The organism is Bradyrhizobium sp. WSM3983 (assembly GCF_000473045.1).
Lineage (GTDB): Bacteria > Pseudomonadota > Alphaproteobacteria > Rhizobiales > Xanthobacteraceae > Bradyrhizobium.
In genome coordinates, this window is the sequence record NZ_AXAY01000016.1 from 12,126 (window position 1) to 34,771 (window position 22,646).

Genomic DNA, 22,646 nt, shown 5'->3' on the forward strand with positions numbered 1-22,646 from the left:
GGCGCGCCGGCCCTTGGTGACGGGCTTGGCCGCGCGCTATGGTAGCGGGAATGAATGCTGTGCCAGTGACGGCGGTGTCCACCTCTCCCTTGGGAGAGGTCGGCACGGAGCGCCGGGTTGAGGGGTTACGGTCTCCCGTCAGCCCAGCGCCCCCTCACCCGACTTGCTGCGCAAATCGACCTCTCCCCGTCGGGGAGAGGTGAAGAGAGATGCGACGGGGCCGCGCGTTGGGGGGCTGAATGCTGACGCCAGCAGAGCTGGTCGGGCTGATTGAGGCGGTGGCGAAGCGCGATCAGGCCGCGTTCGAGCGCCTTTACGGCGCCACGCGCGCGAAACTCTATGGCGTCGTCCTCCGTATCTTGCGCCGACAGGATCTCGCAGAGGAGGTCATTCAGGAGACCTACGTCAAGATCTGGAACAGCGCCGGCCAATTCAATCCGTCGCTGTCGTCGCCGATCACGTGGATGGCGTCGATCGCGCGCAACCGCGCCATCGATATCGTGCGCAAGAAGACGGAAGCCTCCATCGAGGAGGAACCGCAAGCGATGGAAGTCGCGGCCGACAGTCCCGATCCCCTGGCGCGCCGGGAGATGTCCGAGGAATTGAAGCGGCTATTGGAATGTATTGGCCGCCTCGATCCGGACCGTCAGCGGCTCGTGCTTCTCGCCTATTACAACGGCTGGAGCCGCGAGCAATTGGCGCAGAAATTCGCTGCGCCCGTCAACACGGTGAAGACGTGGCTCCGGCGCAGCATGTTGGATATCCGGGAGTGCCTCGGACTATAGAGGATGATGAGAGTGGGACGATCCAGAGCGGCAGCGATTGTCGACCTCTCCCTTCGGGAGAGGTGAAGGATAGTGATGGCCTACACCGAGGACCATATCGCGCTCGCCGCGGAATATGCGCTCGGCACACTCGACGCCGACGAGCGCGCGCAGGTTGCGACCATGATGGCGGTGGACCAGGAGTTCGCCGCGATCGTGCAGGCCTGGGAATTCCGGCTCGGCGTCCTCAACCAGATGGTCGGCACGATCGAGCCGCGGCCGATCGTGTGGGAGAACATCCAGCGCGAGATCGCGCAGGCAATATCGTCGCAGGATTCGTCAGGGACGCCACCGGTGCTGTCGGATGCGCCGCCGCCACCGCCGGAGTTCTATTCACCGGAGCCTTCATCGCCCGAATCTTCGACGACGGAGTCTTCAACGACCGAGTCTCCGGCGCCAGAGCCTCCGTCGCCCGAATCCAATTCCGATGCCGTTCCGATTTTCCCGCCGCAATTCGTGCCGCAGACCCATGCGCCCGACCCGCGCGTTGCGCCCGTGACGCCGGCGCCGGTCGTCGACGACACCAAATTGATCTATCTCGAGAGCCGCGTGAAGCGCTGGCGCAACGTCGCCTCCGCCGTGGGCGCGCTCGCGGCCGCGCTGCTGGTGACGCTGTCGCTTCAGGTCTTCCTGCCCGATGCGCTGCCCGGCGCGCTGCGGCCCGCACCGCGCATCCAGACGGTGGAGGTCAAGACACCGGCCGCGCCGCTGTCTACGCCAGCGCAATATGTCGCGCTGTTGCAGGGCCAGAGCGGCGGTCCCGCCTTCATCCTCACCATTGATGGGGCGACCAAGAATTTCACAGTGCGCAAGGTCGGCGCGACGCCGGAGCCCGGAAAGAGCTTCGAGCTCTGGCTGATCTCCGACAGGTTGCCGCGTCCGCGTTCGCTGGGCGTGATCGGCAGTGGCGACTTCACGGCGCGTCCCGTGCTCGCCGGCTACGACGCCGATGTCGTCAACGGCGCGACCTATGCCGTCACGGTCGAGCAGGCGGGCGGCTCGCCCAGCGGACAGCCGACCTCGGCGCCGGTGTTTTCCGGCAAGCTGATCGAGACCGTGCCGCAGTCCCAGCCGCAGGTTCCGGCGAAGAAGTAGCCGCCGCAAGGGCGCATAATTGTCGCTGCGGTCCATTTCGCCGTCGCAATCCGACAAGCCCTGCCAAATCCGCCCGTGATTTGAACCTCCATGCATTCCGTGGCGTCAAATCCCCGGAATTGGCAGTCGGCATCGCCGATCATGGTGCCGGAGAGGGCTAGAAATCAGATGGATGCAGCCAAGCCGCCGGGCGTCTTTATTCACCAATATGCTGGCCTGCCGCAGGGGCCGGCGTTCGAGCATTGGCGCGACAGGGCCCTGGGGTCCTGTGGCCTCGAGATCGGACCAAGCCAGGGCGACAGCATCGATTGCCGGCTGCAGGTCAGCGTGGTCGACAATATCGCGCTCGCCATTCCCGAGGGTGCCTCCGCACAATATTCCCGCACGCAGAGCGGCCTTGCCGACGGCAGCGACGATCTCGTGCTGATCGCCGCGCATGCCGGCCTCGTCAGCGTCCGGCAGAACGGTCATACCGTCGAGCTTGCGCCCGCGCAGATGGTGCTTGCCGACATGCGTATCACCGGCAGCGTCGGTCACACCGACGAGAACCGCTTCACCACCATCCGCATGCCGCGCCGCGCGCTGCTCGACATCAATCCGCGCGCCGAGGAGAAGCTGTCCCAGGTGCTGTCGGATGGTGCGGTGGCCGAGACCATCTTCCGCTATCACGCGCTTGCCGCCCATCACGCACCGCATCTCGACGCCGTCGGCCAGCGCCTGACCGCGCAGCACATGGTCGACCTCGTCGGCCTGCTGCTTGGCACCGACGCCGAGCACGCGGCGCTCGCGCGCGGTCGCGGCCATGCGGCGGCCCGTCTCGATCTCATGCGCGCCGACGTGATGGCCGCACTCGGCCGCAACGATCTCTGCCTGTCCGAGGTCGCCACCCGCTCAGGGCTGAGCCCGCGCCAGGCGCAGCGGCTGTTCGAGCAGGCCGGTACCACCTTCACAGAATTCGTGCTGGAGCAGCGTCTGTTGCTTGCACGCAAATTGCTTGGCGATCCCCGCGCGCGGGTGCGCAAGATCAGCGACATTGCGCATTCCTCCGGCTTTTCGGATCTGTCCTATTTCAACCGCGCCTTCCGCAAGCGTTTTGGCGCAACGCCGTCGGAGCTGCGCGAGGCCTGAGCTGCGATTTGCGTAGCGGCGCACTGCTGCCGCCGTTGGTCGATCGGTGCAAGCGCCGCCGCTGACCTTTGGGGCGCCCGCGTCGTTGAGCCGGGCCGTGCATCCATAAACCAAGCGAAACGATGTGACGAGGCGCGATGTCCGCCTTGTCGCTATGGCGGCACAACGCGGTGGGGGCATCGCCGGCGTTAACCCTGTCGACAAATGATCCCTAAGCGGGTCGGCAGCCGCCAACAAGTTGCCTTTTTGGGGCGGAGAATTTTCAGCGGCACCAACTCAGATTGGAGGCACATTATGCTGAGAACGGCGTTGTTGGGCCTCGTTATCCTGTTGGGCGTGGGAGCACTGTCGGCCATGGAGTTGAGAGCTCCACGGCACAGCGCAGTTGCGGCCGTCCAGCCCCTTGCCGAGCCAAACGCGGACACCAATTCACATGGCGTGTTGGCGAAGGCGGACCGCCTTGAAGTTATCGCTCCGAGCAGCGAGAGGCCGACAGAGGCTGTTTCAGTCGACGAACGCATTGTCCTGCCAGAAGACGTCAGTATCGATTCGTCGGAGCCTCCGAGGCCGATCGCCCGTCGTCGGCACGATACGAAGAAGGCCGCTACCGCCGCACGCCCCAAGCCGAAGCCAAAGGCAACCGTTATCAAACGAACTGCCATTTTCCAGCGTTCAAAGCCCGCCACCGGTACCGAGCCCTGTCGGCTCATGGCCTTTGGTGGCTTGCGTAAGGCGTTGAATTCGGCCGCCTGTGAAATCTGACGGCCCCTACGAGCATGGCAGAAGTCGAACAATCTGTGTTCGTGGTCCGCCGCGGGGCAAAGCGGAAGTCTGGGCTGCCAAGTCCTTGGTGTGCTCTGTCTTTGATAGTCGACATGCCAAGCTTTCGCGGCAACAGCGGAACTCGGACAGTTCGGGAAATTGGCCGCGCGCCCACATATCTCTAACGGAGGCAATAGAGCGATACCTATTCGGGCAGCCCCGCCTTAGTCATTGCTTCGAAGAGTTCGGCTCTAAGTTTCGGCGAAAGGTGCGGGGCGGCGAAGGTTGACTGCCGTGAGCCGGGAGACAGGCGGAGGCCTGCTGCCATTAGTCTTCGAGCATCTTCCAATCGTTCAGCGCCGTTATAGCAGAGGATGGCCTGAGCTATCCCTACATAGAACGCCGGAGGAAACGCGCGAACAGCCTTGTCCGTCCATTCACCCGCTTTTGCATGCCTACCGGCATTATGATGAGCCAGAGCAAGCCCCAGCATCGCTTGATAACTAGCTGGGTCGCGCGGACTAAGACGCATTGCTAATTCAAGGTCCGCAATGGCAGCATCGGATTCCCCCTGCCAGCCTCGAATTAGGCCCCTATAGTGAAGCGCCGGTGCATGGGATGGATTGGTTCGAATCGCGCGCTCTATGATGTCAATTCCACCGTGGAAGTCGAGCGCGAACCAGAACAGAAGAAAGCCCACAAGGGCATCGTTTGTTCGAAGCTCTTTCAAACGCTCGGCGAACCCTAATACCCGCGCGTTGTCTCCGGCGATATCTCCACACCAATTGTTAGCACGCCGCCAACCGATACAAGCTGCAGCGCCGCCATATGCGGGCGTAAAACTTGGATCAAGAGCAATTGCTTGCTCAAAACACCTCGCAGCAGTCTCGTTGTTCTCTGGAGTGGTAGGATAAAAAATCAAAGGCAAGCCACGATAATACGCCGTCACCGCGTCTATTTTGCCGATCCGTTCTCCGATTGCTCGTTCGATCTCGGCCCGGTCAACTTCTGGCGCAATGGCGCCCACAACCTGTTGCGCGACCCTGTTCTGCAGATCGAAAATGTCTCCCAGCGCGCCGTCAAATCGATCAGCCCAAAGGTGTCCGCCAGTTGCGACATCAATCAACTGTGCGTTGATCCTCAGCTGACTGCCTGCTTTTCGGACACTGCCTTCGAGCACGTAACGCACTCCAAGCTCGTGTCCAACTTGCCTGATATCGACCACTTTTCCCTTGTACGTGAACGAGGAATTGCGAGCGATAACGAAGAATGCTCTGAAGCGTGACAGTGCGGTAATGATATCGTCCACTAATCCATCGGCGAAATACGCCTGCTCTGGATCTGCCGACATGTTTTCGAACGGCATCACGGCAATCGCGGGTTTGTCGGACAGTCCAGCAGCTGGTGTCGTAGTCTGAACTACGCCATTTGAGGAGACAGCCTCATTCAGCTCAGTCACTTCACGCACCACACCGACAAACCGAAAACCCTTCCGCGGTAACGTTTTGATGAAGCGCTGTTCCTCGCCGGAATCGCCGATTGCGCTCCGGACAGAGTTAAGGCGGGTCGTCAGCGCTGCATCCGACACGCTGCGTCCATTCCATATAGCTTTGATGAGGTCGTCTTTGCTGACGACGCGATCCCGGTTGCGGATGAGGTAGTGGAGCAAATCGAAGACCTGCGGCGTGGTAGGGATCATATCGGGGCCGCGACGGAGTTCGCGACGCTCGGTGTCGAATGCGTACTCCTCGAAGAGATAGCGCAAGATGCAAATCCCTTGGTTTGGGGGTCACCGATCACTGGGTGGCGCTTTGGCCCTGTTGGAAATCGCAAGAGTAAGCTGCCGGTGAGGAAAATGTAAGCTGCCTGTCAAGCGTGTCCGGCTGAGCACTGGCACCATCATGTCGGTTGTGACGGCTCCTGACACGATGTCCCAGGGAGACTCCGCAATGAGCACGACACACGGCACGTGGCTGGAACGGACATCCGTATCGACCGGGCATCTCTGCAGCTTCGTCTGGAAATATTGGGATGCCTTTCAGGAGCGCCGCGAACGCCAAAAATTACGCGCCACCTTGTCCAACTTAAGCGACACGGAGCTGATGGATATCGGTACCACGCGCGGAGAGATCGACTACGTCGCCTCGCATCGGGGTATTGACCCGCGAGGCATCCGATCCGGCGATTGGCTGCGATACCTGCCAACAGTGGACGGCCAAATTGGGCCCACCGACGTCCGATAAGGGTCAAAAGCTGCCGGTCAGCATGCCGCGCGCCAAGGTCGGCAATGGGCCCAATTCCAGACATTTGAACCGAAGGCAGAGCTGCTTATCGAGACTGGCTCGGCGGGCCATGTAGAGGTGAGTTTCGTAGTCCATTTCGAATTCTCCGCCGTGATGATCGACCGCTTTGGAAATGTCGTTGAGCAGCTCTTCGCGCATCGTTGGCGTGAGCATCCGGATATCCGAGCGCGTCCCCAGGAAATCTGCGTAGCTTGATGTGGTGTGCCGCCACTTCCACGGAGCGGCGTCGTCCACACGACCCTGAGCGGTCACTTGATTTAAAGACCATTTGGTCTATATCTTTCCAATGAGCAACCGAACCTCAGTGCCGTTGCCCCGCGGTCGCCCGCGGAGTTTCGATGCGGAAGCCGCTGTCGAACGCGCGATGGATGTGTTCTGGTCGCGTGGCTATCATGCGACAGCGCTGCCAGACCTTCTTCGTGTGACGAAGCTCTCGCGTGGCAGCCTTTATGCTGCTTTCGGTGACAAGCACTCGCTCTTCCTGCGCGCGCTCGATCGTTACATTGCCGATGCCGTGACACGGATGGATATCGAGCTTGACCCTCGCAAGGAGCCGGTGGACGGCCTGCGGGCCTATCTTGCTGGATATGTTGACCGCACGAGCGGGACCCACGGTCGGCGTGGATGTCTGGTGATTGCCACAACCATGGAACTGGCCGGGCGTGACGCTGACGTTAATCGTCGTATCGCGAGCTTTTTCAAAGTCATGGAGGCGCGAGTGGCGGATGCACTTTCCCGTGCGAAGGCGGCGGGCAAGTTAGCCGACGGTGTCGACCCTGCAAATGCTGCCCGAATTCTCGTCTGTTTCGTTGAGGGGCTGCGAGTGATCAGCAAAACGGCGCCGACGGGAGCCATAACCCAAGCCGCGGCTGACGCTCTGCTCGATCGTTTCATCAGGTAAGCAAACCCGGGGCCGTCCCCACGATCGGCGCGTCGATATCTAGACCAATCGGTCTTTAAAGGAGAATACCATGTCCGTGATCCAGATTGTTTGCGCGGTGGCCGTTCCTTTGCTCTGGGGTTATCAGTTCGTGGTCATCAAAGTGGGCATTACGGAGTTTCCGCCGTTCTTCTTCCTAGCGCTGCGTTTCCTGGCCACCGCGCTCCTGCTCATTCCGTTCGTCAAAAAGCCCACGCGTGAACAGCTGCGTCCTATCGCAGCCATCTCGCTTTTTCTTGGTGGATTGAACTTCGGGCTCTTCTACGTTGGTCTAGGGCTCGGCTCGGGAAGCATGACAGCTGTCGCATATTTACTCTCCACACCCTTCACGGTCCTGTTGGCCTGGCCGCTTCTGGCGGAGAGGCCATCTCTCACTACCGTCTCCGGGGTAGTGCTTGCATTTGCCGGCGTCTTTGTGTTGAGGACGGAGCCCGGCCTGTCGTCAAACGGCCTACCACTGCTGCTGGTGATCGGAGCTGCCTTCGCGTTCGCGGTATCCAACGTCTTGACGAAACGCTACGGCCCTTTCGACCCCTTGATGTTGATGGGTTGGGCGTCGCTGTTCACGGTGCCGCAGGTGATGTTGATGTCGTTGCTCCTTGAATATGGGCAACTGGCGAGCCTCGTTGCTGCGGATGAACGTGGCTGGCTGGCACTCGCCTACACGATTTTTATCGGAGGAATTGTTGGATTTGGCCTTTGGTTCTGGCTGATCGCTCGCTGCTCCATGGGGCGCGTCGCTCCCTTCGGTCTGCTGCTGCCGGTGTTCGCCTTGATGTCGAGTGCATTGTTTCTTGGCGAGCCGATGACCCCGAAGTTGATTGTTGGTGCGCTGCTGGCGATCTCTGGTGTTGCCGTGACACAGTTTAGGCCGAGCGCTCGACCGGTTTGAGTTCCCGCTGTTGGCCCATCGCTGACCTTGCCGTGCCGCCCCGCTGGCCGACAGCTTCTGACCCGATTCCAGACATTTGAACCGCTACTGATCGAGACCAGCTCGGCGGGCCATGTAGAGGTGAGTTTCGTAGTCCATTTCGAATTCTCCGCCGTGACGATCGACTGCTTTGGAAATGTCGTTGAGCAGCTCTTCGCGCATCGTTGGCGTGAGCATCCGGATATCTGAGCGCGTCCCCAGGAAACTTGCGTAGCTTGATGTTGTGTGCCGCCACTTCCATGGATAGCAGCGGTGCTCCACCGGTCCAAACAATCCCGACTCGTCAAACCAGCCGTTGAATGGACCGCTTGGCAGGTACCAGGCTTCCGGTGGCGGCCCCCAGCGGCCCGTATGACGCAGGGTTATTTCCCTGAACTGCTCGAGCAATTGGATGGGTAGTCCTGTCGGAACATGTCCGAAGACGGCCAATGATCCGTCACATGAAAGCAGCTTCGCGGCTTTCACGAACCGCAACTCCGGCGAAACCCAGTGCCACGACTGCGCAGCGATGATGAGTCGGAACGGTGCCTTGTCTTGTGACCACGCCTCGAACGTCGTCTCGACCAGTTCGACATTACCAAAATGTGCCAAGCTCTCGCGCGCAGCGCGGACCATTTCGGGTCCGGGATCGATCGCAACGATCTGCAAATCTCGCGTCGCGAAGCTCTTTGTTGCCTGCCCCGTGCCGCAGCCGACTTCGAGGATGGGATCGCCGGGCTTCAGGCTGGCGTACGAAACCACGTTGTCCACGAGGGCTTCGGGATATTCGGGGCGTGAGGCCCCATACGCACCCGCGATTTGATCGAAAGTAAAGCGCTGCTCCATAGCATCCCCGCCTCGTTCGGTTGTGAACCTAGCCAAGTCAAGCCATACGTTGTCAAGGCATCGTCGCCTCGTCCACAAGCCCTTGCGTTGCCTGACGGGCAAAACACGCTGGGCTTGGGGCAACCCACTTCGCGAGGAATATTCCACTCGACGGGTTCGTGATGATGTCGAAGATGCCAAGCCGCTGTACGCGCTCGGCTGGAAACCAAGTAATTTGGAGGCTTCCAGGTCGGTGAAAGTCTCGGCCGAAAGGTCGGAAATGCGTTGTGGGGGGCTGAGCAGAAATCCTAGGATTTGCTCGGACAGCCGTTTTTGCTGGCAAAGCGGAAGTATCGCCATTCGGCCGGGACCGGCTGCTCATAACCCTAAGCTCAACAGCGTCCGACCGTCATCAGGTCAGCTTTCCAAGCGGACACGCTTCGCGCTTGGCTCAACCGCCGCTTTTGCCCCGAAATCTGGCGAGAAATTTTCTCTTTCTAGCCGGACTCAACCGAACGGTGGATGCGCTCGCCGGAGCCATCTGCAATCCTTCCGAAGATTGCGGAGGACATCATGAAGTCTAGAATTTTCAGAGCGCTGTTCGCATCGACTATGTTGGTTGGGATCGGGACCACGATGAAGCCCGGCACTGCATTAGCGGCGGCAATTACGTTTGACTACACGGGCAATTCCTATTCGAACGGCGTCGTGAACGGATTGGGCACTTCGCCTCTTCAAAACGTCGCATTCTACGGGACTCATTTGACCGGCTCGGTCACGTTCGACGACACGACCGTGACGAGCAGTTTCACGGGTACCGTGCACGATGTCATGGCATGGAATTTCTCCTCGGGAGCCATCCTCGTGTCATCCGCGGCGTACACCGCGTTCGACGCCACGTTCAACTTCATCGGCGGGAAGATCTCGGACTGGGACGTGCAACTCTCCGATGCGTCCTATAAGGTCGAGACGCTTTCTTGGCCTGATGGTTTTTTCAGCGACTTCGCATTGACTCTCGCTGGAACCGGCAACACCAACAATTATTACGCCCGGCTGTATCATGGTGGCGCTCCCGGTGCCGGGATCTGGACCGAGCGAGTCGTTCCTCCGATCTCGAGCGCGGTCCCGGAGCCCTCGACCTGGGCAATGATGACCCTCGGTTTCGCGGGACTGGGATTTATGGCCTATCGGCGCAGGAGGTCAATCGAGTTCAGCGCCGCGTAAGCACGGGCAACATCAGTGACGAGGACCGCCTTCGGGCGGTCTTTCTGTCTGTGCCACAATTCCGATGTCGCCTATCGTATTACGGTGACAGTGCTGGGTATTACGGTGACAGTGCACTCAATTGATGGGCTTTCAGACTTGGCATTTTGTGTCACCGTAGTCTCCCGTCAGAGGCTTGCGTCCGACCGATATGGAAAGTCGGAATCTGCCCAGGGCCATTGGGTCCGACAGCGATGATCGGTGCGCTCGGCGACCATTTAATATATAAAATAGGTCAGGATGATTGACTCTTAATTCAATATTTGAAACTGTCGCGCAGCTTTTGATTGAGGGGGTTAAATGTCATTTTGTTTTAAGCGATTGACCGGGGCTCTAGCTGTTTTTGCCTGCGCGGCTACGTTCGCAAGTCAAGCCTCGGCTGCCGTTGTCGTTGAAGCGATAAGCGGAACCTATGGAGATGCCTGGGGCGATCCTGCCCTGCCATTTTCCGGCACGATCACGTTTGATACCGCTACCGACAAAATCACGGGCGGCAAAATCAATGCGGGCGCCCTGGGTGTCCTCAATACACTTGAAGGCCAAACGATTTTCCAAAACCAGCTAATGTTCTCGATAGGCACCCCAGATGACCTTTATTGGGGGACTTTCTATGTCGATGCATCGCAACTGTTTTCGGGACAAACCGTTGCGTTGTTGGACCGTTCAGAGTTTCAGTTTCATGGCAATTATTCACTCCATTTGCCAAACTACGACGCGTCCGGAACGATCCGTCCAATTGCCGCCGTTCCTGAGCCATCAACCTGGGCGATGATGGTTCTTGGCTTTGCTGGCGTTGGCTTCATGGCCTATCGTCGCAAGGACAGGCTGGCGCTCAGCGCCGCCTAAATCGGGTCACCCCGGAAGGAAAATAGAAAAGGCCGCCTCAGTTGGCGGCCTCTTTCATATCAGGCCAGCCTGATATGTCGCCTCTTGGGCACGTAGCTGACCTTGCGTGCCACCCCTCGACCGTTAGCTTCTGACCCAATTCCAGACATTGAACCGAAGTCAGAGCTGCTTATCGAGACTAGAGCGTGAGGCCCGATATGCACCCGCGATTTGATCGAAGGTAAAGCGCCGCTCCATGGAATGCCGCGCTTCATCAGGTTGTGAAACCTAGCCAGGCAGGGTCCTTCGTTCAAGGCATGGTCGCCTCATCTACAAGCCCTTGCGTTGCCTGACAGGCAAAACACGCCAGACCTGGGACAACCCGCTTCGCCAAAAATATTCCGCTTTACCGAAATTCGGAAACGGCGTATACGTCGTCTCACTCCGGCCCAAGGAAGAGGGGCGTATCGCGATCGTCACGAACGCGGGCCGGACGGCGGTGGACGTGGGCCGCATCGGCGCGAAAGGCAATCGCAGGGCGGGCAACCGTGAGCGGATGCGTCGCGCGCACGACCGGTGTGATCTGCGTACGGCAAAATCGTGTGGTCCTGGCGCCCGCAGCCTGTGCGCCAAGTCTTGTGGTGATGTGGAGTGCCCAACCGGGCTCTTGCATCAGTGATCGGCAAGGCGACGGGGGCAATAGTGCATCGCTCCCCGAGGAGAGCGCGACATAAGCCGTCAAACCACTGCGCAGGGAAGGCCGGGATGTCCTGGCTTCACCTGTATGCCGCTGTGCAAATTCTCTCGTTGCAATTTCGCACAGTGGACCGCGGGTGCCAGCCGGCGCCCGGTCTTCCCTGCGCCCTCTTTCAATTGAGGGTGAAACAACGACGCAAAGCTCGGGCGAAATGAGCCGCGAGGATGGGAAGCTGTGTCTGAAATGAAGATACGAATTGAGTGGGAGCGTAGGATGGGTAGAGCACTTGCGAAACCCATCATGTCTCCGCGCGGAGGAAACGTTGATGGGTTTCGCTTCGCTCTACCCATCCTTCGACTCGACGCTCGCAACGAAGAGCTACCCCAGACATGAGAAAGCGCCCGTGGGGGGCGGGCGCTTTCTGTAGTCGACTTGGGGTTGGGGTCGTCTACATATCCACGTGGCGACTTTGGGGGGCTGGTAAAGAGCCGCGTGAATTCCTGAAACTCAAATCTCCTTAGCGAACGAGCGATGCGTTCGAGCTGGTGATAACGACCGGCTTGCCGGCCTTGATGACGCGGGCGGTCTGCGTCAGGCCGTCGTCCGAACCAGTGCGTGCCGTAATGCCGAAGCCTGCCACCGCGATCCCTGCGACGAGGGCCACGACCACGATCTTCAGGTGGGTCGAGCGATCTGCGCTGTAAATCGAGTGGTTCATGGAAGGCTCCTGCCGCCATCTACCCGAAGTAGTCGCCTGCGTATTTGGGCAGGTTCATGCTTCCGGTCCCAACAACGTAGTATTGGGCGGATTCGTTCCCAAGGGGCGATCACAAGAGCGTGACAGGACGTGAGAAGTCGCGATCGAAAGCAGGGCTCGATCTCGTAATTTCGTAATTATTTCAATGGTATAATGCACTTGAAAGGCGCCTTGTCAGCATTTGGCCGATAAGGCGCCAGGAACTCAAAAACCATTTGCCTGTGGCCGAAAAACACACGGCTTCTTAAGGCAAATCAGATGCTTCCGACCGTTTTCAGCCTCGCTCTAGGGTGGATTTCGGCCTGCGACAACACCGTCGTCTGGGCCCGGAACCGCTCGACCAGGGAGCGGACGAAGGGACGAATTGCCGCAGACGTCACCAGCACCGGCGCCTCGCCTTCGCGCGCGGCGCGCTCGAAGGCCTCGCGCACGCCGGTCATGAACTCTGACAGTTTCGAGGGCTGCATCGCGAGGCTGCGCTCTTCGCCCTGGCCAACGATGGATTCGGCAAAGGCCTGCTCCCACCGCGCCGACAGCGCGATCAGCGGCAGATAGCCGTTGTACGACGTATTCTGCGCGCAGATCTGCCGCGCCAGGCGGGCGCGGACATGCTCGACCATGGTCGCGGGATTGCGCGAGAAGGCGAGTGAATCGGCGATGCCTTCGAGGATGGTCGAGAGGTCGCGGATCGAGATGCGCTCGGCGAGCAGCAGCTGGAGCACGCGCTGGATGCCGGAGACGGTGACCTGTCCGGGCACGATGTCCTTGACCAGCTCGCCCTGCTCCTTCGGCAGCTCCTTGAGCAGCTTCTGCACTTCGCCATAGGAGAGCAGGTCCGACATGTTGGCCTTGAGCAGCTCGGTGAGGTGGGTCGAGAGCACGGTCGCGGCGTCGACGACGGTGTAGCCCTTGAGCGAAGCTTCCTCCTTGAGGCTGGCGTCGACCCAGGTCGCGGGCAGGCCGAAGGTCGGCTCGGTGGTGTGGATGCCGGGCACCTGTACCTGGCTGCCGCCGGGGTCCATGACCATGAACTGGTTCGGCCAGATCTTGCCGGTGCCGGCGTCGACCTCCTTGATCTTGATGATGTAGGTGTTGGCCTCGAGCTGGACGTTGTCGAGGATGCGCACCGCCGGCATCACGAAACCCATCTCGATCGCGAGCGAGCGGCGCAGCGCCTTGATCTGTTCGGTGAGGCGGTCGGTGCCGTCGGGGCCGTTGACGAGCGGCAAGAGCGCGTAGCCGAGCTCGATCTTGAGGTCGTCGATCTTGAGCGCGGCCGAGATCGGCTCCTCCGCCGCAGCGCCCGGCGCACCCGGCGTACCGGAAGCGGGCGCGGCGTTGGCGGCTTCCTCGGCCTTCACGGCGGTCCTCTTGCGGTTGCGAGCCTGCCAGGCCAGCACACCGGCACCCGCGCCGAGCGCGAGGAAGGGGAGGGTTGGAATGCCCGGCAGTGCCGCCAGCACCAGCATGACCGCCGAGGACATCGCGAGCGCCTGCGGATAGCCGGAGAACTGCTTCATCAGCGCCTTGTCGGCGGCGCCGGAGACGCCGGCCTTGGAGACGAGCAGGCCCGCCGCGGTCGAGACGATCAGCGCCGGCACCTGTGTGACGAGGCCGTCGCCGACCGTCAGCAGCGTGTAGCTGCGGCCGGCGTCGGCGAAGGAGAGGCCCTGCTGCGCGACGCCGATGATCATGCCGCCGACGACGTTGATGAAGACGATCAGGAGGCCGGCGATGGCGTCGCCGCGGACGAACTTCGAGGCACCGTCCATGGCGCCGAAGAAGCCGCTCTCGTCCTCCAGCTCCTTGCGGCGGTGCTTGGCGACCTTCTCGTCGATCAGGCCGGCGGAGAGATCGGCGTCGATCGCCATCTGCTTGCCGGGCATGGCGTCGAGGTGGAAGCGCGCCGCGACTTCGGCGATACGGCCCGAACCCTTGGTGATGACGACGAAATTGACGATGATCAGGATGGCGAAGACGATGATGCCGATGACGAAATTGCCGCCCATCACGAAGCTGCCGAACGCCTCGATGACGTGACCGGCGGCATCCGTGCCCTCGTGCCCGTGCGACAGGATCAGGCGGGTCGAGGCCATGTTGAGCGACAGCCGCAGCATGGTCGAGATCAGCAGGATGGTCGGGAAGGCGGAGAATTCCAGCGGCGTCTGGATGAACAGCGAGGTCATCAGGATCAGGATCGAGAGCGTGATCGAGATCGCCAGGAACAGGTCCAGCACGATCGCGGGCAGCGGCAGGATCAGCACCACCAGGATGGTGAGGATGCCGAGCGCCAGCGCGATATCGCCGCGCTTGAGGATGTTGACGATCTCGGTGAGGGAGGGGAGGCCCGGCTTCGCGCTGCCTACGCCCTGTCCCGCGGTGACGTCGACCATGGTAGCTGCCTCCCCGCGCGACTGACGTCCACGCGCCCCAAACGTCTGCGCGACGGCCGATGGGCCGCCGTTCCGAAAGTGAGGCACCGCACTGGCGTCCACGGGAACTCCCGTTCTACGCGGCTGACGACACTCGACTCCACCCGGCAATTTTTGCCCGGTGTATGGTTAGCAAAGGGTTAACAAGGGGTGCGGGAACTGGTCAGACGGAGCGTATTTCGGGCCCCTGGAGGTCGTTCCGGGGCGCCCGAAGAGCGAGCCCGGAATCCATCGGGCTGCAAACCATGAGGGAGACATGGATTCTCCGATGCGCAGTTGCGCATCATAGCTCGCGCCAAGGGCGCGCCCCGGAATCACAGTTGAGGGAAGGCCGGCTATTTCGCCTTCTGCATCTTCGTCACCGTGTACCCCGACGCTGCCTCCTCGGCTTCAAACGACACCTTGTCGCCGACCTTCACCTGCTTGAGGATCGCGGGATCCTTGACGCGGTAGACCATGGTCATGGGTTCATCCATGCCGAGGCTCTTGGCGGGCCCGTGCTTGAGCGTGATTTTGCCGGCGCTCTCGTCGATTTTCCTGACCTCGCCGCTGATGGAAGCGGCTTGCGCAGCTGCGCTCACGGTCAGGCTCAGCGCCAGTGCGAGCGCTGCGGCGATGCGGACGATCAGCGTCATGGCTGTCTCCAATATCTTCATTTCACGGTGACGTGGCCGACCATGCCGTAGTCGCGATGGTCCGGGATCAGGCAGGAAAATTCGAAGGTGCCGGCTTTGCTGAACTTCCAGACGATCTCGGCCGTCTTGTTCGGCGCGAGCCGCACCCCGTTCGGATCGTCATGCTCCATGTGCGGATGCTTCTTCATCACCTCGGCATGCGCGAGGTTCTCCTTGGTGGTGGCGAGCAGGAATTCGTGGTCCTCCTTGCCGACATTGCGCAGCACGAAGCGGATCTGCTCGCCGCGCTTGACGGTGATCGTCGACGGCTCATAGGCCATCTCGCTCAACGCGATCTCGATGGTGCGCGCGGGCTTGTTGGGGACGCCGGGTTCGCCGGCCGAGAAGCCATGATGGTCGTGACCCTCGTGCGCGAGGGCGGGTGCGATCGACAGCGCGGCCAGCGCGAGGGCGAGTTTGATCGTGTTCTTCATTGTGGTCTCCAGTTGGTGGTTCATCGAAACGCTCACATCTTCATCTTGTGTGCCGGCGTGGCCGGCTGCCGCGCCGGCTCTGCCGCGGGCGAGGCGACCTCGTAGGCGACGGTGCCTTGCGGGAATTGATAGGGGCCGGGATCGCGATAATCGTCGCGCGCGAGGTCTTCGCGGATCTTCATCACCGTGAACATGCCGCCCATCTCGATCGGGCCGAACTGGCCGGCGCCGCTCATCATCGGCAGCGTGTTGTCAGGCGCCGGCATCTCCATGTTGCCCATCGCCATGCCGGACTGGCCCATCACCATGGCGTCGGGCGCGAGCTTGCCGACAGCCTTGGCGAGATCCTTGCGCGAGACGCCGATCATATTGCGCATGTCGTGTCCCATCGCATTCATGGTGTGATGCGACTTGTGGCAGTGAAACGCCCAGTCGCCGGGATTGTCGGCGAGGACGTCGAACACGCGGACCGCACCGACCGGCACATCGGTCGTCGTCTCAGGATATTGCGCGCTCTCGGGAATCCAGCCGCCGTCGGTGCAGGTCAAGGCAAAGCTGTGGCCATGCAGATGGATCGGATGGTTGGTCATGCTGAGATTGCCGATGCGCACACGCGCCCTATCGCCGAGCCGCACCGGCATGGGATCGATGCCCGGAAACACCCGCGCATTCCAGGTCCACATGTTGAAGTCGGTCATCTCGTTGACCCGCGGCAAATAGGTGCCGGGATCGACGCGATAGGTGCTCATCACGAAGACGAAGTCGCGGTCGACGGGTCTGAAGTTCGGGTCGCGCGGATGCACGACGACCATGCCCATCATGCCCATCGCCATCTGCACCATCTCGTCGGAATGCGGGTGGTACATGAAGGTCCCGCTCTTCCTCATCTCGAACTCGTAGACGAATGTCTTGCCCGGCTCGATGTGCGGCTGGGTCAGTCCACCGACGCCGTCCATGCCGCTGGGCACGATCATGCCGTGCCAATGAACGGTGGTGTATTCGGGCAGGCGGTTGGTGACGAAGATACGGACCTTGTCGCCCTCGACGGCCTCGATGGTCGGCCCCGGCGACTGGCCGTTATAGCCCCAGAGATTGACCTTCATGCCCTCGGCGAATTCGCGCACCACAGGCTCGGCCATCAGATGATATTCCTTCCAGTCGCCGTTCATGCGAAATGGCAGTGTCCAGCCGTTGAGCGTGACGACGGGACGGTAGTCGGGACCGCTGATGGGGTGCAGCGGCGGCTGCATCACCGCCTTGTCCATATGGGCTGCTTCCGGAATCGATCCGGCCTGGACGCGGCCGCTGACGGCTGACGCGCTCACGAGCGCGGCGGTGCCCAAAAATCCTCGGCGGGAAAACATGCTGGCCTCCATGTCAGTGGCCGCCATCGGCAGGCGCTGCCGCGACGATATTGGTTGGATTGTCGCTGTCGGTCGCAGGCGCGCCGCCGCCATTGACGGCAGTCTGCAGCGCGGACTGGGCGAGGAAGAAGTTCTGCTTCGCGTCGATCGCGCCACGCAACGAGGCAAGGCGCTGCCGCGCTTCGGCCAGGAGCGCGAAGATATCGACCTGCATGCTGGAGAAGCGCAGCTGCATCTCCTCGGTGATGATTTTTCGCAACGGCAAAATCTCGCGGTGGTAGTGGATCGCGATGTCGTAGGTGGCGCGATAGACGCGATAGGCATCGCGCGCTTCCGAACGGACGTTCACGGCGCGCTCGGTGAGGCGGTTGAAGGCGAGGTTGTAGGTCTCCGCGGCCTGCCGCACGCGGACCTCGCCGCCGTCGAAAATCGGGATCTGGAACTGCACGTCGAAGCCGCGTTCGCGGAACGGGGCGCCTTCCGGATCCTGAGTCCGGCGTGAGATGCCGGCGAGATCGAGCAGGGTGACGAAGCGTGTCGCCTCGGTGAGGTTCAACGACTTCGCCAGCGCCGCAAGCTCCAGCCGCGCGATCTGCAAGTCGATACGGTGCTCGACCGCGTCGGCCTCGATCGAGGGCAGGGCTTGCGGCCGACGAGGTATCGGCGGCAAGGCATTGGGCAGACGGAAGTCGAGACCGTCGTCCCATAGCCCCATCAGCCGCGTCAGCTTTTCACGGGCGCTCGTCGTCGCCTGGCGTGCGGTGGCGAGATCGGCTGTGGTCTCGGCGTAAAACACCTGCTCGCGGGCCTGGTCGAGCTTGTTGACCGAACCGGTCTCGCCGAGCTTGACCGCGAGTTTCGCAGTTGATTCCGCCGTCGCCTTTGCATCCGTCAGCAGGACCACCATTTCGTTTCCGGCGACTGCGCGGACGTAAGCGCGCCGCACGTCGGCGGCGAGCCGCAGTGTCGCCAGCGCCGCGCGCAATTGCGCCTGACGAAAGCGCTCGCGCGCGATGTCGGACCGGAACGGCAGCGTGGCCAACGCCAAGATGTCGCCGACGACCTGGCGCTCGATCTCGCTGGCGCCATTGCCCGAGATCCGCGACACCGAGAACACCGGATTGGACGGCAGGCTCTGCTCGACGAGATCGGTCTCGGCCAGCGCCAGCTCGTTATAGGCGGCCTGCAGCCCCTTGTTGTTGAGCAGCGCGACCTGTACGGCGGTCTCTGCGCTCAGCGTCCCCGACAGCAGCTGGCGAACGCGCGCCTCGACCGCGCCGGCCCCCTCGGCGGTTCGCACGAAGGCGACGTCCTTGTTGAGAGTCTGGCTCGTCAGCGCCGAGACCGCTGTCATGCCGCTGTCGGGCGAGAACGCCGCGCAGCCGGAGAGGCCGAGCAGGGCGAGAACGTGCGCGCCCCGCGCAAAATACTGTGCCATGGCGCGCTCCTACCGGTCTTGCTTCGGCTGCGGCGCGACCGCGTCGTTGCGCTCGCGCCATGGCGCCGGCGTAGCGGGCCGCAGGCTCGTATAGGGCGCGACTGTCGAGCGATAGCCGACACGTGCTGCCTTTGCCGCGGGATCGGCCGGATCCGCGCCGGCCACGGACGTCGTTGCTGGCAAGCAGCCGGACAACGCCAATGCGGCTGCGGCTAGCAGTAGCCAATTGATTCGAAAGTGTCCTCCGCGCGCCGCAGATGCGGCGGCGGACCTCGCCCCGAGAAGCGTAAGCATGAGCAATTCCTGATCTGTGTGAAGACCACAGGTTCGCGCGCGCGGATGCGCGCCTGGCCTGACGTCGTGGAATCAGATCAGATGATGGGAGGGCGGTAGAGAATGGGTGGCGCCGCGCTGTGCAGGCTGGGCACGATCTCGGGCGCACAGCTGGAGACCGGCTGAAGCGGCTTTGCGAAGCTCGGCAGATCGGCCGGTAACGCGCTGACGCACATCATGGCGCAGCACGGGCCAACCTTGCCCTTGCCGTCATGACGATGCGGGGCAGGCGTGTCCTGCGCGGCAGCCTGGTGATGCGCGTGCATCCCCGAATGGTCATGCGGCACGTCGCCATGCATGTGGCTAGCCGACATCTGATGATGCACAGGCACGAGGTCGGCGAGCAAGGCTTCGTCGCCAAGGCATGGCGCTGGACCACTGCCCCAGGCGAGGCTTGCCGCCGGCGCGAGCACGCAGAACAGATAGGCTAGCGCAATGAAGCGCCCCACCTTGATCCGCATCGATCGCGTCAATTGCAACAACATCCCGCCGTCACGCTCCTTGCGCGGCATTGTTGCACACGCAGATTGCAAACTAATGGCAAAGCGCGATTTCGCCAAGCTCTTCTTACCGCAGTGCACCGCGCATGCCCAATATCGCGGCAGCATGCTTGACCGCGAAGCGATCCCCGAACATGGTCCGCGCCGTGCACGCGCCAAATCACCCAGGACAGAGACCGGCCTCATTCACCCCTGACTCCCGTCAGGCCTGGGTGCGGCTTTTGCTCGCACTGCTGATCGGCTCGATCGGCGGCGTCGGCATGTGGGCGGTCGTCGTGGTGATTCCCGTCGTGCAAGCCGAGTTCGCTGCCACGCGCGGTGCGGTGTCGCTGGCCTTCACACTGATGATGTTCGGCTTCGGGCTCGGCGGCGTGATCGCCGGCAAGATCACCGACAAGTTCGGCATTGTGCCCGCGATGGGGATCAGCATCGCCTTTCTCGGCGTCGCCAATACGCTCGCGGGATTGTCGACCCAGCTCTGGCAGTTCGTGGCAGCCTATTTCCTGATCGGGCTCGGCACGTCCGCGACCTTCGCGCCGCTGATGGCAGAGGCCTCGCACTGGTTCGAGCGCTATCGCGGACTGGCCGTGACCATCGTCGCGAGCGGCAATTACGTGGCCGGCACGATGTGGCCGCCGCTCATCAGCACGGGCATGGAAAAGATCGGCTGGCGCACCACGCATATCGGCATCGCCGTCGTCTGCGTGGTGTTGATGTCGATCCTGGTGCTGGTCCTGCGCGTGCAGATGGGCGTTGACAAGGTCCGCAATCACGCCAACGCACCGCCGCCGCGGGTCGATCTCAGGCTGTCGACCAACACGCTAACGGCGCTGCTCTCGATCGCCAGCATTTCCTGTTGCGTCGCCATGGCGATGCCGCAGGTGCATATCGTCGCCTATTGCGGCGATCTCGGCTACGGCGTGGCGCGCGGCGCCGAGATGCTGTCGCTGATGATGGCCTGCGGCATCGTCAGCCGCATCGGCTCGGGCTACCTTGCCGACAAGATCGGCGGCATTCCGACTCTGCTGATCGGCGCGTTGGCGCAGGGCTTTGCGCTGGTGTTCTACCTGTTCTTCGACAGCCTCACTTCGCTCTATCTGATCTCCGCGATGTTCGGCCTGTTCCAGGGCGGCATCGTGCCGAGCTATGCCATCATCGTGCGCGAGGCGATGCCGGCAAGCGAAGCCGCAACCCGCGTCGGCATCGTGATCTTCGCCTCCGTATTCGGCATGTCCTTTGGTGGCTGGGTGTCCGGCATCATCTTCGATGCCACCGGCTCCTATGCGGCTGCGTTCGCCAACGGCGTGGCGTGGAATGCGCTCAATATCGGTATTGTAGTGACGCTGCTGATCCGCTCGCGGATGAATTCGGTGAAGGCGGGACCGGGTTTTGCAACCTAGGACGCCGTCACGTGTCAGCTTCCGCTGGATCTGGTTGATCACAGTTATCGTGCTGCTGGATCAGGGCACGAAGCAGCTCGTCGTCGGCTTGCTGGAACCCGATCGTCCGATGATCATTTTCTCGTCCACGGTATTGCCAACCATCGACTTCGTGTTGTCCTACAACAAGGGCATCTCGTTCAGCTTCCTGCGGTTCGCAGACAACGCCCAGCGCTGGCCGCTGGTTGGCCTCTCGCTTCTCGCCTGCGGACTGTTGGCCTGGTGGCTTCGTCGCGTGCCGCCGAGCCAACCGATGCTGGCAGCCGGACTTGCCCTGATTATTGGTGGCGCGTTCGGCAATATGCTGGACCGCGCCCGGATCGGTTCGGTGATCGACTTTGTCCATCTCTCCTATCAGGCTTGGTCGTTCGCCATTTTCAACGTCGCCGACACCGCGATCACTTTGGGTGCAGTCGCGACCGTGGTGTCTTTATGTCTGGAGGCGGCCTAAACCGCCTGTCCCGCCCTCAGCAGCGAGCAGCCGGTGATCTTGTAGCTGCCGTCCGCCTGCTGCTCGAGCGTGTAGAGCGCTTCCCAGGCTTCGCCATTGGCATCGATGATGTGAACGCGCTGGGCGACGGAGCTGCCTTCGATCTTGCTCTCGCCGAACTCAAAACTCCTGTGACGATAGACCGGCGCGTAGCCGTTTTGCACCATCGACATGAAGATGTCGGCTGCGGGGAAGAGCTGCTTGATCGTCGGTGCGGCATAGGAATAGGCGGCCGTGGCATCGTCGTGGCCGAAGGCTTGTTCCTGAGCCCGGATCACGCCTTGCGCTGTCGCGACATCGTCGGCGCGTGCGGGGATGGAGCTGCAAGCAATACTGAGAAAGACCAGCAAGGCGGCAATGCGCATGGCAGGCTCCGCGTTGAAATCCCGGTGATGCCGATCCTGGCACGACCTTGGCAAATACGGACGCGCTATCGCTTCGGTTTCACCGCCGGCCTCGCGCGCTTGGCGGTGTGTGACTTGGCGGTGTGTGACTTGGCCTTCGTGCCGGCCTGCACGCGCAAACCATCCACGAACACGTCGAGCATCCGCAACACCGAGGATTGCCAGCCGGGCTGGTCGTGCATGTAGCACATGCCGACCAGGGCCCTGAGCAGGTCCTCGGGACTGACATCGCCTCGCATCTCGCCGGCCGCGACCGCGCGGTCGAGCAGCGAGCCAATTGCCTTGGTCAGACGGTCCATCGAGAAGGCAGCGAGGTCCGACGAACTCTGGAACGTCAGCGCCAATGCCGCCGACATGCCCTTTTTCGTCGCAACGAATTCGACGTTGGAGCGCAGCCAGCGCCTGAGCGCATCGACCGGGTCCTTGGCGTTCTTCAACTGCTCGGCGAGCTCGCTGAGCTGCTCGACCTCGCGCCGGTACACCGCCTCGAACAGATCCTCGCGCGTCGGAAAATGCCGGTAGAGCGTGCCGATGCCGACCCCGGCGCGCTTGGCCACGGCCTCCAGGCTCGCCTCCGGGCCGCCGGCGCTGAACACGACCTTGGCTGCCTCGAGCACGCGCTCGCGATTGCGCACGGCATCGGCGCGGGGCCTGCGGGTCTGGTCGGTGTGGTCGTCCATATCGGTAATGTAGATCACGAATTGGTTAGATTGAACCCTTGGCTCGCTGCATCGCGTTGTCTGCGCACGGGCTTTTGACGAATTCCAAATATTTTTCGGCGGCCCTTGTTAAGCGGAGGGTGCCTCCGT

At 61.8% G+C, this 22,646-nt stretch carries 23 protein-coding genes and 2 pseudogenes; 12 read left to right on the top strand and 13 right to left on the bottom strand.

The window, feature by feature from the left end:
* The first annotated feature begins 239 nt into the window (after positions 1-239).
* The 4 genes from YUA_RS0122665 (at position 240) to YUA_RS0122680 (ending at position 3,809) form a co-directional block, all read left to right on the top strand.
* Positions 240-785, top strand: a complete 546-nt coding sequence (locus tag YUA_RS0122665) for a sigma-70 family RNA polymerase sigma factor (protein ID WP_027532756.1) — start codon at positions 240-242, stop codon at positions 783-785.
* Positions 786-860: 75 nt separating this feature from the next.
* On the top strand, positions 861-1,919 hold the full coding sequence (locus YUA_RS0122670; RefSeq protein ID WP_027532757.1) for an anti-sigma factor domain-containing protein: 1,059 nt from the start codon (positions 861-863) through the stop codon (positions 1,917-1,919).
* 168 nt (positions 1,920-2,087) lie between these two features.
* Positions 2,088-3,047 carry an AraC family transcriptional regulator gene (locus YUA_RS0122675; RefSeq protein ID WP_027532758.1) on the top strand — a complete coding sequence of 320 codons (960 nt, stop codon included), beginning with the start codon at positions 2,088-2,090 and terminating at the stop codon, positions 3,045-3,047.
* Between the two features lie 294 nt (positions 3,048-3,341).
* Positions 3,342-3,809, top strand: coding sequence for a hypothetical protein (locus YUA_RS0122680; protein ID WP_027532759.1), 468 nt, complete (start codon positions 3,342-3,344; stop codon positions 3,807-3,809).
* A 205-nt stretch (positions 3,810-4,014) separates the two neighbouring features.
* Here YUA_RS0122680 and YUA_RS0122685 read toward each other — a convergent pair whose 3' ends face one another.
* A complete protein-coding gene (locus tag YUA_RS0122685) occupies positions 4,015-5,574 on the bottom strand; it encodes a winged helix-turn-helix domain-containing protein (protein WP_027532760.1) in 1,560 nt (519 codons plus the stop codon).
* A gap of 184 nt (positions 5,575-5,758) precedes the next feature.
* On the opposite strand from YUA_RS0122685, the gene YUA_RS0122690 reads away from it, so the two are divergent.
* Positions 5,759-6,052, top strand: a complete 294-nt coding sequence (locus YUA_RS0122690; RefSeq protein WP_027532761.1) for a DUF1127 domain-containing protein — start codon at positions 5,759-5,761, stop codon at positions 6,050-6,052.
* A 3-nt stretch (positions 6,053-6,055) separates the two neighbouring features.
* Here YUA_RS0122690 and YUA_RS0122695 read toward each other — a convergent pair whose 3' ends face one another.
* Positions 6,056-6,265: a hypothetical protein gene (locus tag YUA_RS0122695; RefSeq protein ID WP_027532762.1), complete on the bottom strand. Its 210-nt coding sequence runs from the start codon at positions 6,263-6,265 to the stop codon at positions 6,056-6,058.
* Between the two features lie 211 nt (positions 6,266-6,476).
* On the opposite strand from YUA_RS0122695, the gene YUA_RS0122700 reads away from it, so the two are divergent.
* On the top strand, positions 6,477-7,013 hold the full coding sequence (locus YUA_RS0122700; protein ID WP_371259906.1) for a TetR/AcrR family transcriptional regulator: 537 nt from the start codon (positions 6,477-6,479) through the stop codon (positions 7,011-7,013).
* A gap of 70 nt (positions 7,014-7,083) precedes the next feature.
* Positions 7,084-7,944 (top strand): DMT family transporter, encoded by an 861-nt coding sequence (locus YUA_RS0122705; protein ID WP_027532764.1) that lies wholly within the window; start codon positions 7,084-7,086, stop codon positions 7,942-7,944.
* An 84-nt stretch (positions 7,945-8,028) separates the two neighbouring features.
* On the opposite strand, the gene YUA_RS0122710 is transcribed toward YUA_RS0122705, so the two are convergent.
* Entirely contained in the window at positions 8,029-8,808 is a 780-nt protein-coding gene (locus YUA_RS0122710) for a class I SAM-dependent methyltransferase (protein ID WP_027532765.1), read from the bottom strand.
* Between the two features lie 1,098 nt (positions 8,809-9,906).
* On the opposite strand from YUA_RS0122710, the pseudogene YUA_RS52660 reads away from it, so the two are divergent.
* Together YUA_RS52660 and YUA_RS52665 are read left to right on the top strand one after the other, a co-directional pair.
* Positions 9,907-10,011 (top strand): annotated as a pseudogene (locus tag YUA_RS52660) (PEPxxWA-CTERM sorting domain-containing protein); the annotation flags it as partial.
* A 780-nt stretch (positions 10,012-10,791) separates the two neighbouring features.
* A pseudogene (locus YUA_RS52665) lies at positions 10,792-10,896 on the top strand (PEPxxWA-CTERM sorting domain-containing protein); the annotation flags it as partial.
* Between the two features lie 1,193 nt (positions 10,897-12,089).
* On the opposite strand, the gene YUA_RS0122725 reads toward YUA_RS52665, so the two are convergent.
* The 8 genes from YUA_RS0122725 to YUA_RS0122760 all read right to left on the bottom strand — a co-directional run bounded on the left by YUA_RS0122725 (position 12,090) and on the right by YUA_RS0122760 (position 19,465).
* Positions 12,090-12,290, bottom strand: a complete 201-nt coding sequence (locus tag YUA_RS0122725; RefSeq protein ID WP_027532768.1) for a hypothetical protein — start codon at positions 12,288-12,290, stop codon at positions 12,090-12,092.
* A gap of 293 nt (positions 12,291-12,583) precedes the next feature.
* Positions 12,584-14,722 (bottom strand): flagellar biosynthesis protein FlhA, encoded by a 2,139-nt coding sequence (flhA, locus tag YUA_RS0122730; protein WP_027532769.1) that lies wholly within the window; start codon positions 14,720-14,722, stop codon positions 12,584-12,586.
* A 374-nt stretch (positions 14,723-15,096) separates the two neighbouring features.
* Entirely contained in the window at positions 15,097-15,396 is a 300-nt protein-coding gene (locus tag YUA_RS0122735; RefSeq protein ID WP_027532770.1) for a copper-binding protein, read from the bottom strand.
* 17 nt (positions 15,397-15,413) lie between these two features.
* Positions 15,414-15,869: a cupredoxin domain-containing protein gene (locus YUA_RS0122740; RefSeq protein ID WP_027532771.1), complete on the bottom strand. Its 456-nt coding sequence runs from the start codon at positions 15,867-15,869 to the stop codon at positions 15,414-15,416.
* A 32-nt stretch (positions 15,870-15,901) separates the two neighbouring features.
* The gene (locus YUA_RS0122745) at positions 15,902-17,233 is read right to left on the bottom strand and encodes a copper oxidase (RefSeq protein WP_027532772.1); all 1,332 of its coding nucleotides are present in this window, start codon (positions 17,231-17,233) and stop codon (positions 15,902-15,904) included.
* 13 nt (positions 17,234-17,246) lie between these two features.
* A complete protein-coding gene (locus YUA_RS0122750) occupies positions 17,247-18,671 on the bottom strand; it encodes a TolC family protein (protein WP_027532773.1) in 1,425 nt (474 codons plus the stop codon).
* 9 nt (positions 18,672-18,680) lie between these two features.
* A complete protein-coding gene (locus YUA_RS0122755; RefSeq protein WP_027532774.1) occupies positions 18,681-18,965 on the bottom strand; it encodes a hypothetical protein in 285 nt (94 codons plus the stop codon).
* A 77-nt stretch (positions 18,966-19,042) separates the two neighbouring features.
* Positions 19,043-19,465: a hypothetical protein gene (locus YUA_RS0122760; protein WP_245285238.1), complete on the bottom strand. Its 423-nt coding sequence runs from the start codon at positions 19,463-19,465 to the stop codon at positions 19,043-19,045.
* Here YUA_RS0122760 and YUA_RS51135 point away from each other — a divergent pair.
* Genes YUA_RS51135 through lspA form a run of 3 tightly spaced genes read left to right on the top strand, consistent with a single transcriptional unit; the run spans position 19,440 to position 21,394 of the window.
* The gene (locus tag YUA_RS51135) at positions 19,440-19,700 is read left to right on the top strand and encodes a hypothetical protein (RefSeq protein ID WP_198029495.1); all 261 of its coding nucleotides are present in this window, start codon (positions 19,440-19,442) and stop codon (positions 19,698-19,700) included. The two genes, YUA_RS0122760 and YUA_RS51135, sit on opposite strands and share 26 nt — an antisense overlap.
* Complete coding sequence (locus tag YUA_RS0122765; protein ID WP_027532776.1) at positions 19,639-20,904, top strand: MFS transporter; 1,266 nt, start codon at positions 19,639-19,641, stop codon at positions 20,902-20,904. Before YUA_RS51135 ends, YUA_RS0122765 begins: the two co-directional genes overlap by 62 nt.
* Entirely contained in the window at positions 20,894-21,394 is a 501-nt protein-coding gene (lspA, locus tag YUA_RS0122770; protein ID WP_027532777.1) for a signal peptidase II, read from the top strand. The genes YUA_RS0122765 and lspA overlap by 11 nt, the downstream gene beginning before the upstream one ends.
* Here the strand turns inward: lspA and YUA_RS0122775 are convergent.
* Positions 21,391-21,798 (bottom strand): DUF4864 domain-containing protein, encoded by a 408-nt coding sequence (locus YUA_RS0122775; RefSeq protein WP_027532778.1) that lies wholly within the window; start codon positions 21,796-21,798, stop codon positions 21,391-21,393. The genes lspA and YUA_RS0122775 overlap by 4 nt on opposite strands.
* A gap of 65 nt (positions 21,799-21,863) precedes the next feature.
* Complete coding sequence (locus YUA_RS0122780; protein ID WP_027532779.1) at positions 21,864-22,517, bottom strand: TetR/AcrR family transcriptional regulator; 654 nt, start codon at positions 22,515-22,517, stop codon at positions 21,864-21,866.
* Between the last annotated feature and the right edge of the window lie 129 nt (positions 22,518-22,646).

Coding starts and splice junctions, on each gene's coding strand:
- YUA_RS0122665 (WP_027532756.1), top strand. CDS start 240: ATGCTGACGCCAGCAGAGCTGGTCGGGCTGATTGAGGCGGTGGCGAAG.
- YUA_RS0122670 (WP_027532757.1), top strand. CDS start 861: ATGGCCTACACCGAGGACCATATCGCGCTCGCCGCGGAATATGCGCTC.
- YUA_RS0122675 (WP_027532758.1), top strand. CDS start 2,088: ATGGATGCAGCCAAGCCGCCGGGCGTCTTTATTCACCAATATGCTGGC.
- YUA_RS0122680 (WP_027532759.1), top strand. CDS start 3,342: ATGCTGAGAACGGCGTTGTTGGGCCTCGTTATCCTGTTGGGCGTGGGA.
- YUA_RS0122690 (WP_027532761.1), top strand. CDS start 5,759: ATGAGCACGACACACGGCACGTGGCTGGAACGGACATCCGTATCGACC.
- YUA_RS0122695 (WP_027532762.1), bottom strand. CDS start 6,265: ATGCTCACGCCAACGATGCGCGAAGAGCTGCTCAACGACATTTCCAAA.
- YUA_RS0122700 (WP_371259906.1), top strand. CDS start 6,477: ATGGATGTGTTCTGGTCGCGTGGCTATCATGCGACAGCGCTGCCAGAC.
- YUA_RS0122705 (WP_027532764.1), top strand. CDS start 7,084: ATGTCCGTGATCCAGATTGTTTGCGCGGTGGCCGTTCCTTTGCTCTGG.
- YUA_RS0122710 (WP_027532765.1), bottom strand. CDS start 8,808: ATGGAGCAGCGCTTTACTTTCGATCAAATCGCGGGTGCGTATGGGGCC.
- YUA_RS0122725 (WP_027532768.1), bottom strand. CDS start 12,290: ATGAACCACTCGATTTACAGCGCAGATCGCTCGACCCACCTGAAGATC.
- flhA (WP_027532769.1), bottom strand. CDS start 14,722: ATGGTCGACGTCACCGCGGGACAGGGCGTAGGCAGCGCGAAGCCGGGC.
- YUA_RS0122735 (WP_027532770.1), bottom strand. CDS start 15,396: ATGACGCTGATCGTCCGCATCGCCGCAGCGCTCGCACTGGCGCTGAGC.
- YUA_RS0122740 (WP_027532771.1), bottom strand. CDS start 15,869: ATGAAGAACACGATCAAACTCGCCCTCGCGCTGGCCGCGCTGTCGATC.
- YUA_RS0122745 (WP_027532772.1), bottom strand. CDS start 17,233: ATGTTTTCCCGCCGAGGATTTTTGGGCACCGCCGCGCTCGTGAGCGCG.
- YUA_RS0122750 (WP_027532773.1), bottom strand. CDS start 18,671: ATGGCACAGTATTTTGCGCGGGGCGCGCACGTTCTCGCCCTGCTCGGC.
- YUA_RS0122755 (WP_027532774.1), bottom strand. CDS start 18,965: ATGCTTACGCTTCTCGGGGCGAGGTCCGCCGCCGCATCTGCGGCGCGC.
- YUA_RS51135 (WP_198029495.1), top strand. CDS start 19,440: ATGAAGCGCCCCACCTTGATCCGCATCGATCGCGTCAATTGCAACAAC.
- YUA_RS0122760 (WP_245285238.1), bottom strand. CDS start 19,465: ATGCGGATCAAGGTGGGGCGCTTCATTGCGCTAGCCTATCTGTTCTGC.
- YUA_RS0122765 (WP_027532776.1), top strand. CDS start 19,639: ATGGTCCGCGCCGTGCACGCGCCAAATCACCCAGGACAGAGACCGGCC.
- YUA_RS0122775 (WP_027532778.1), bottom strand. CDS start 21,798: ATGCGCATTGCCGCCTTGCTGGTCTTTCTCAGTATTGCTTGCAGCTCC.
- YUA_RS0122780 (WP_027532779.1), bottom strand. CDS start 22,517: ATGGACGACCACACCGACCAGACCCGCAGGCCCCGCGCCGATGCCGTG.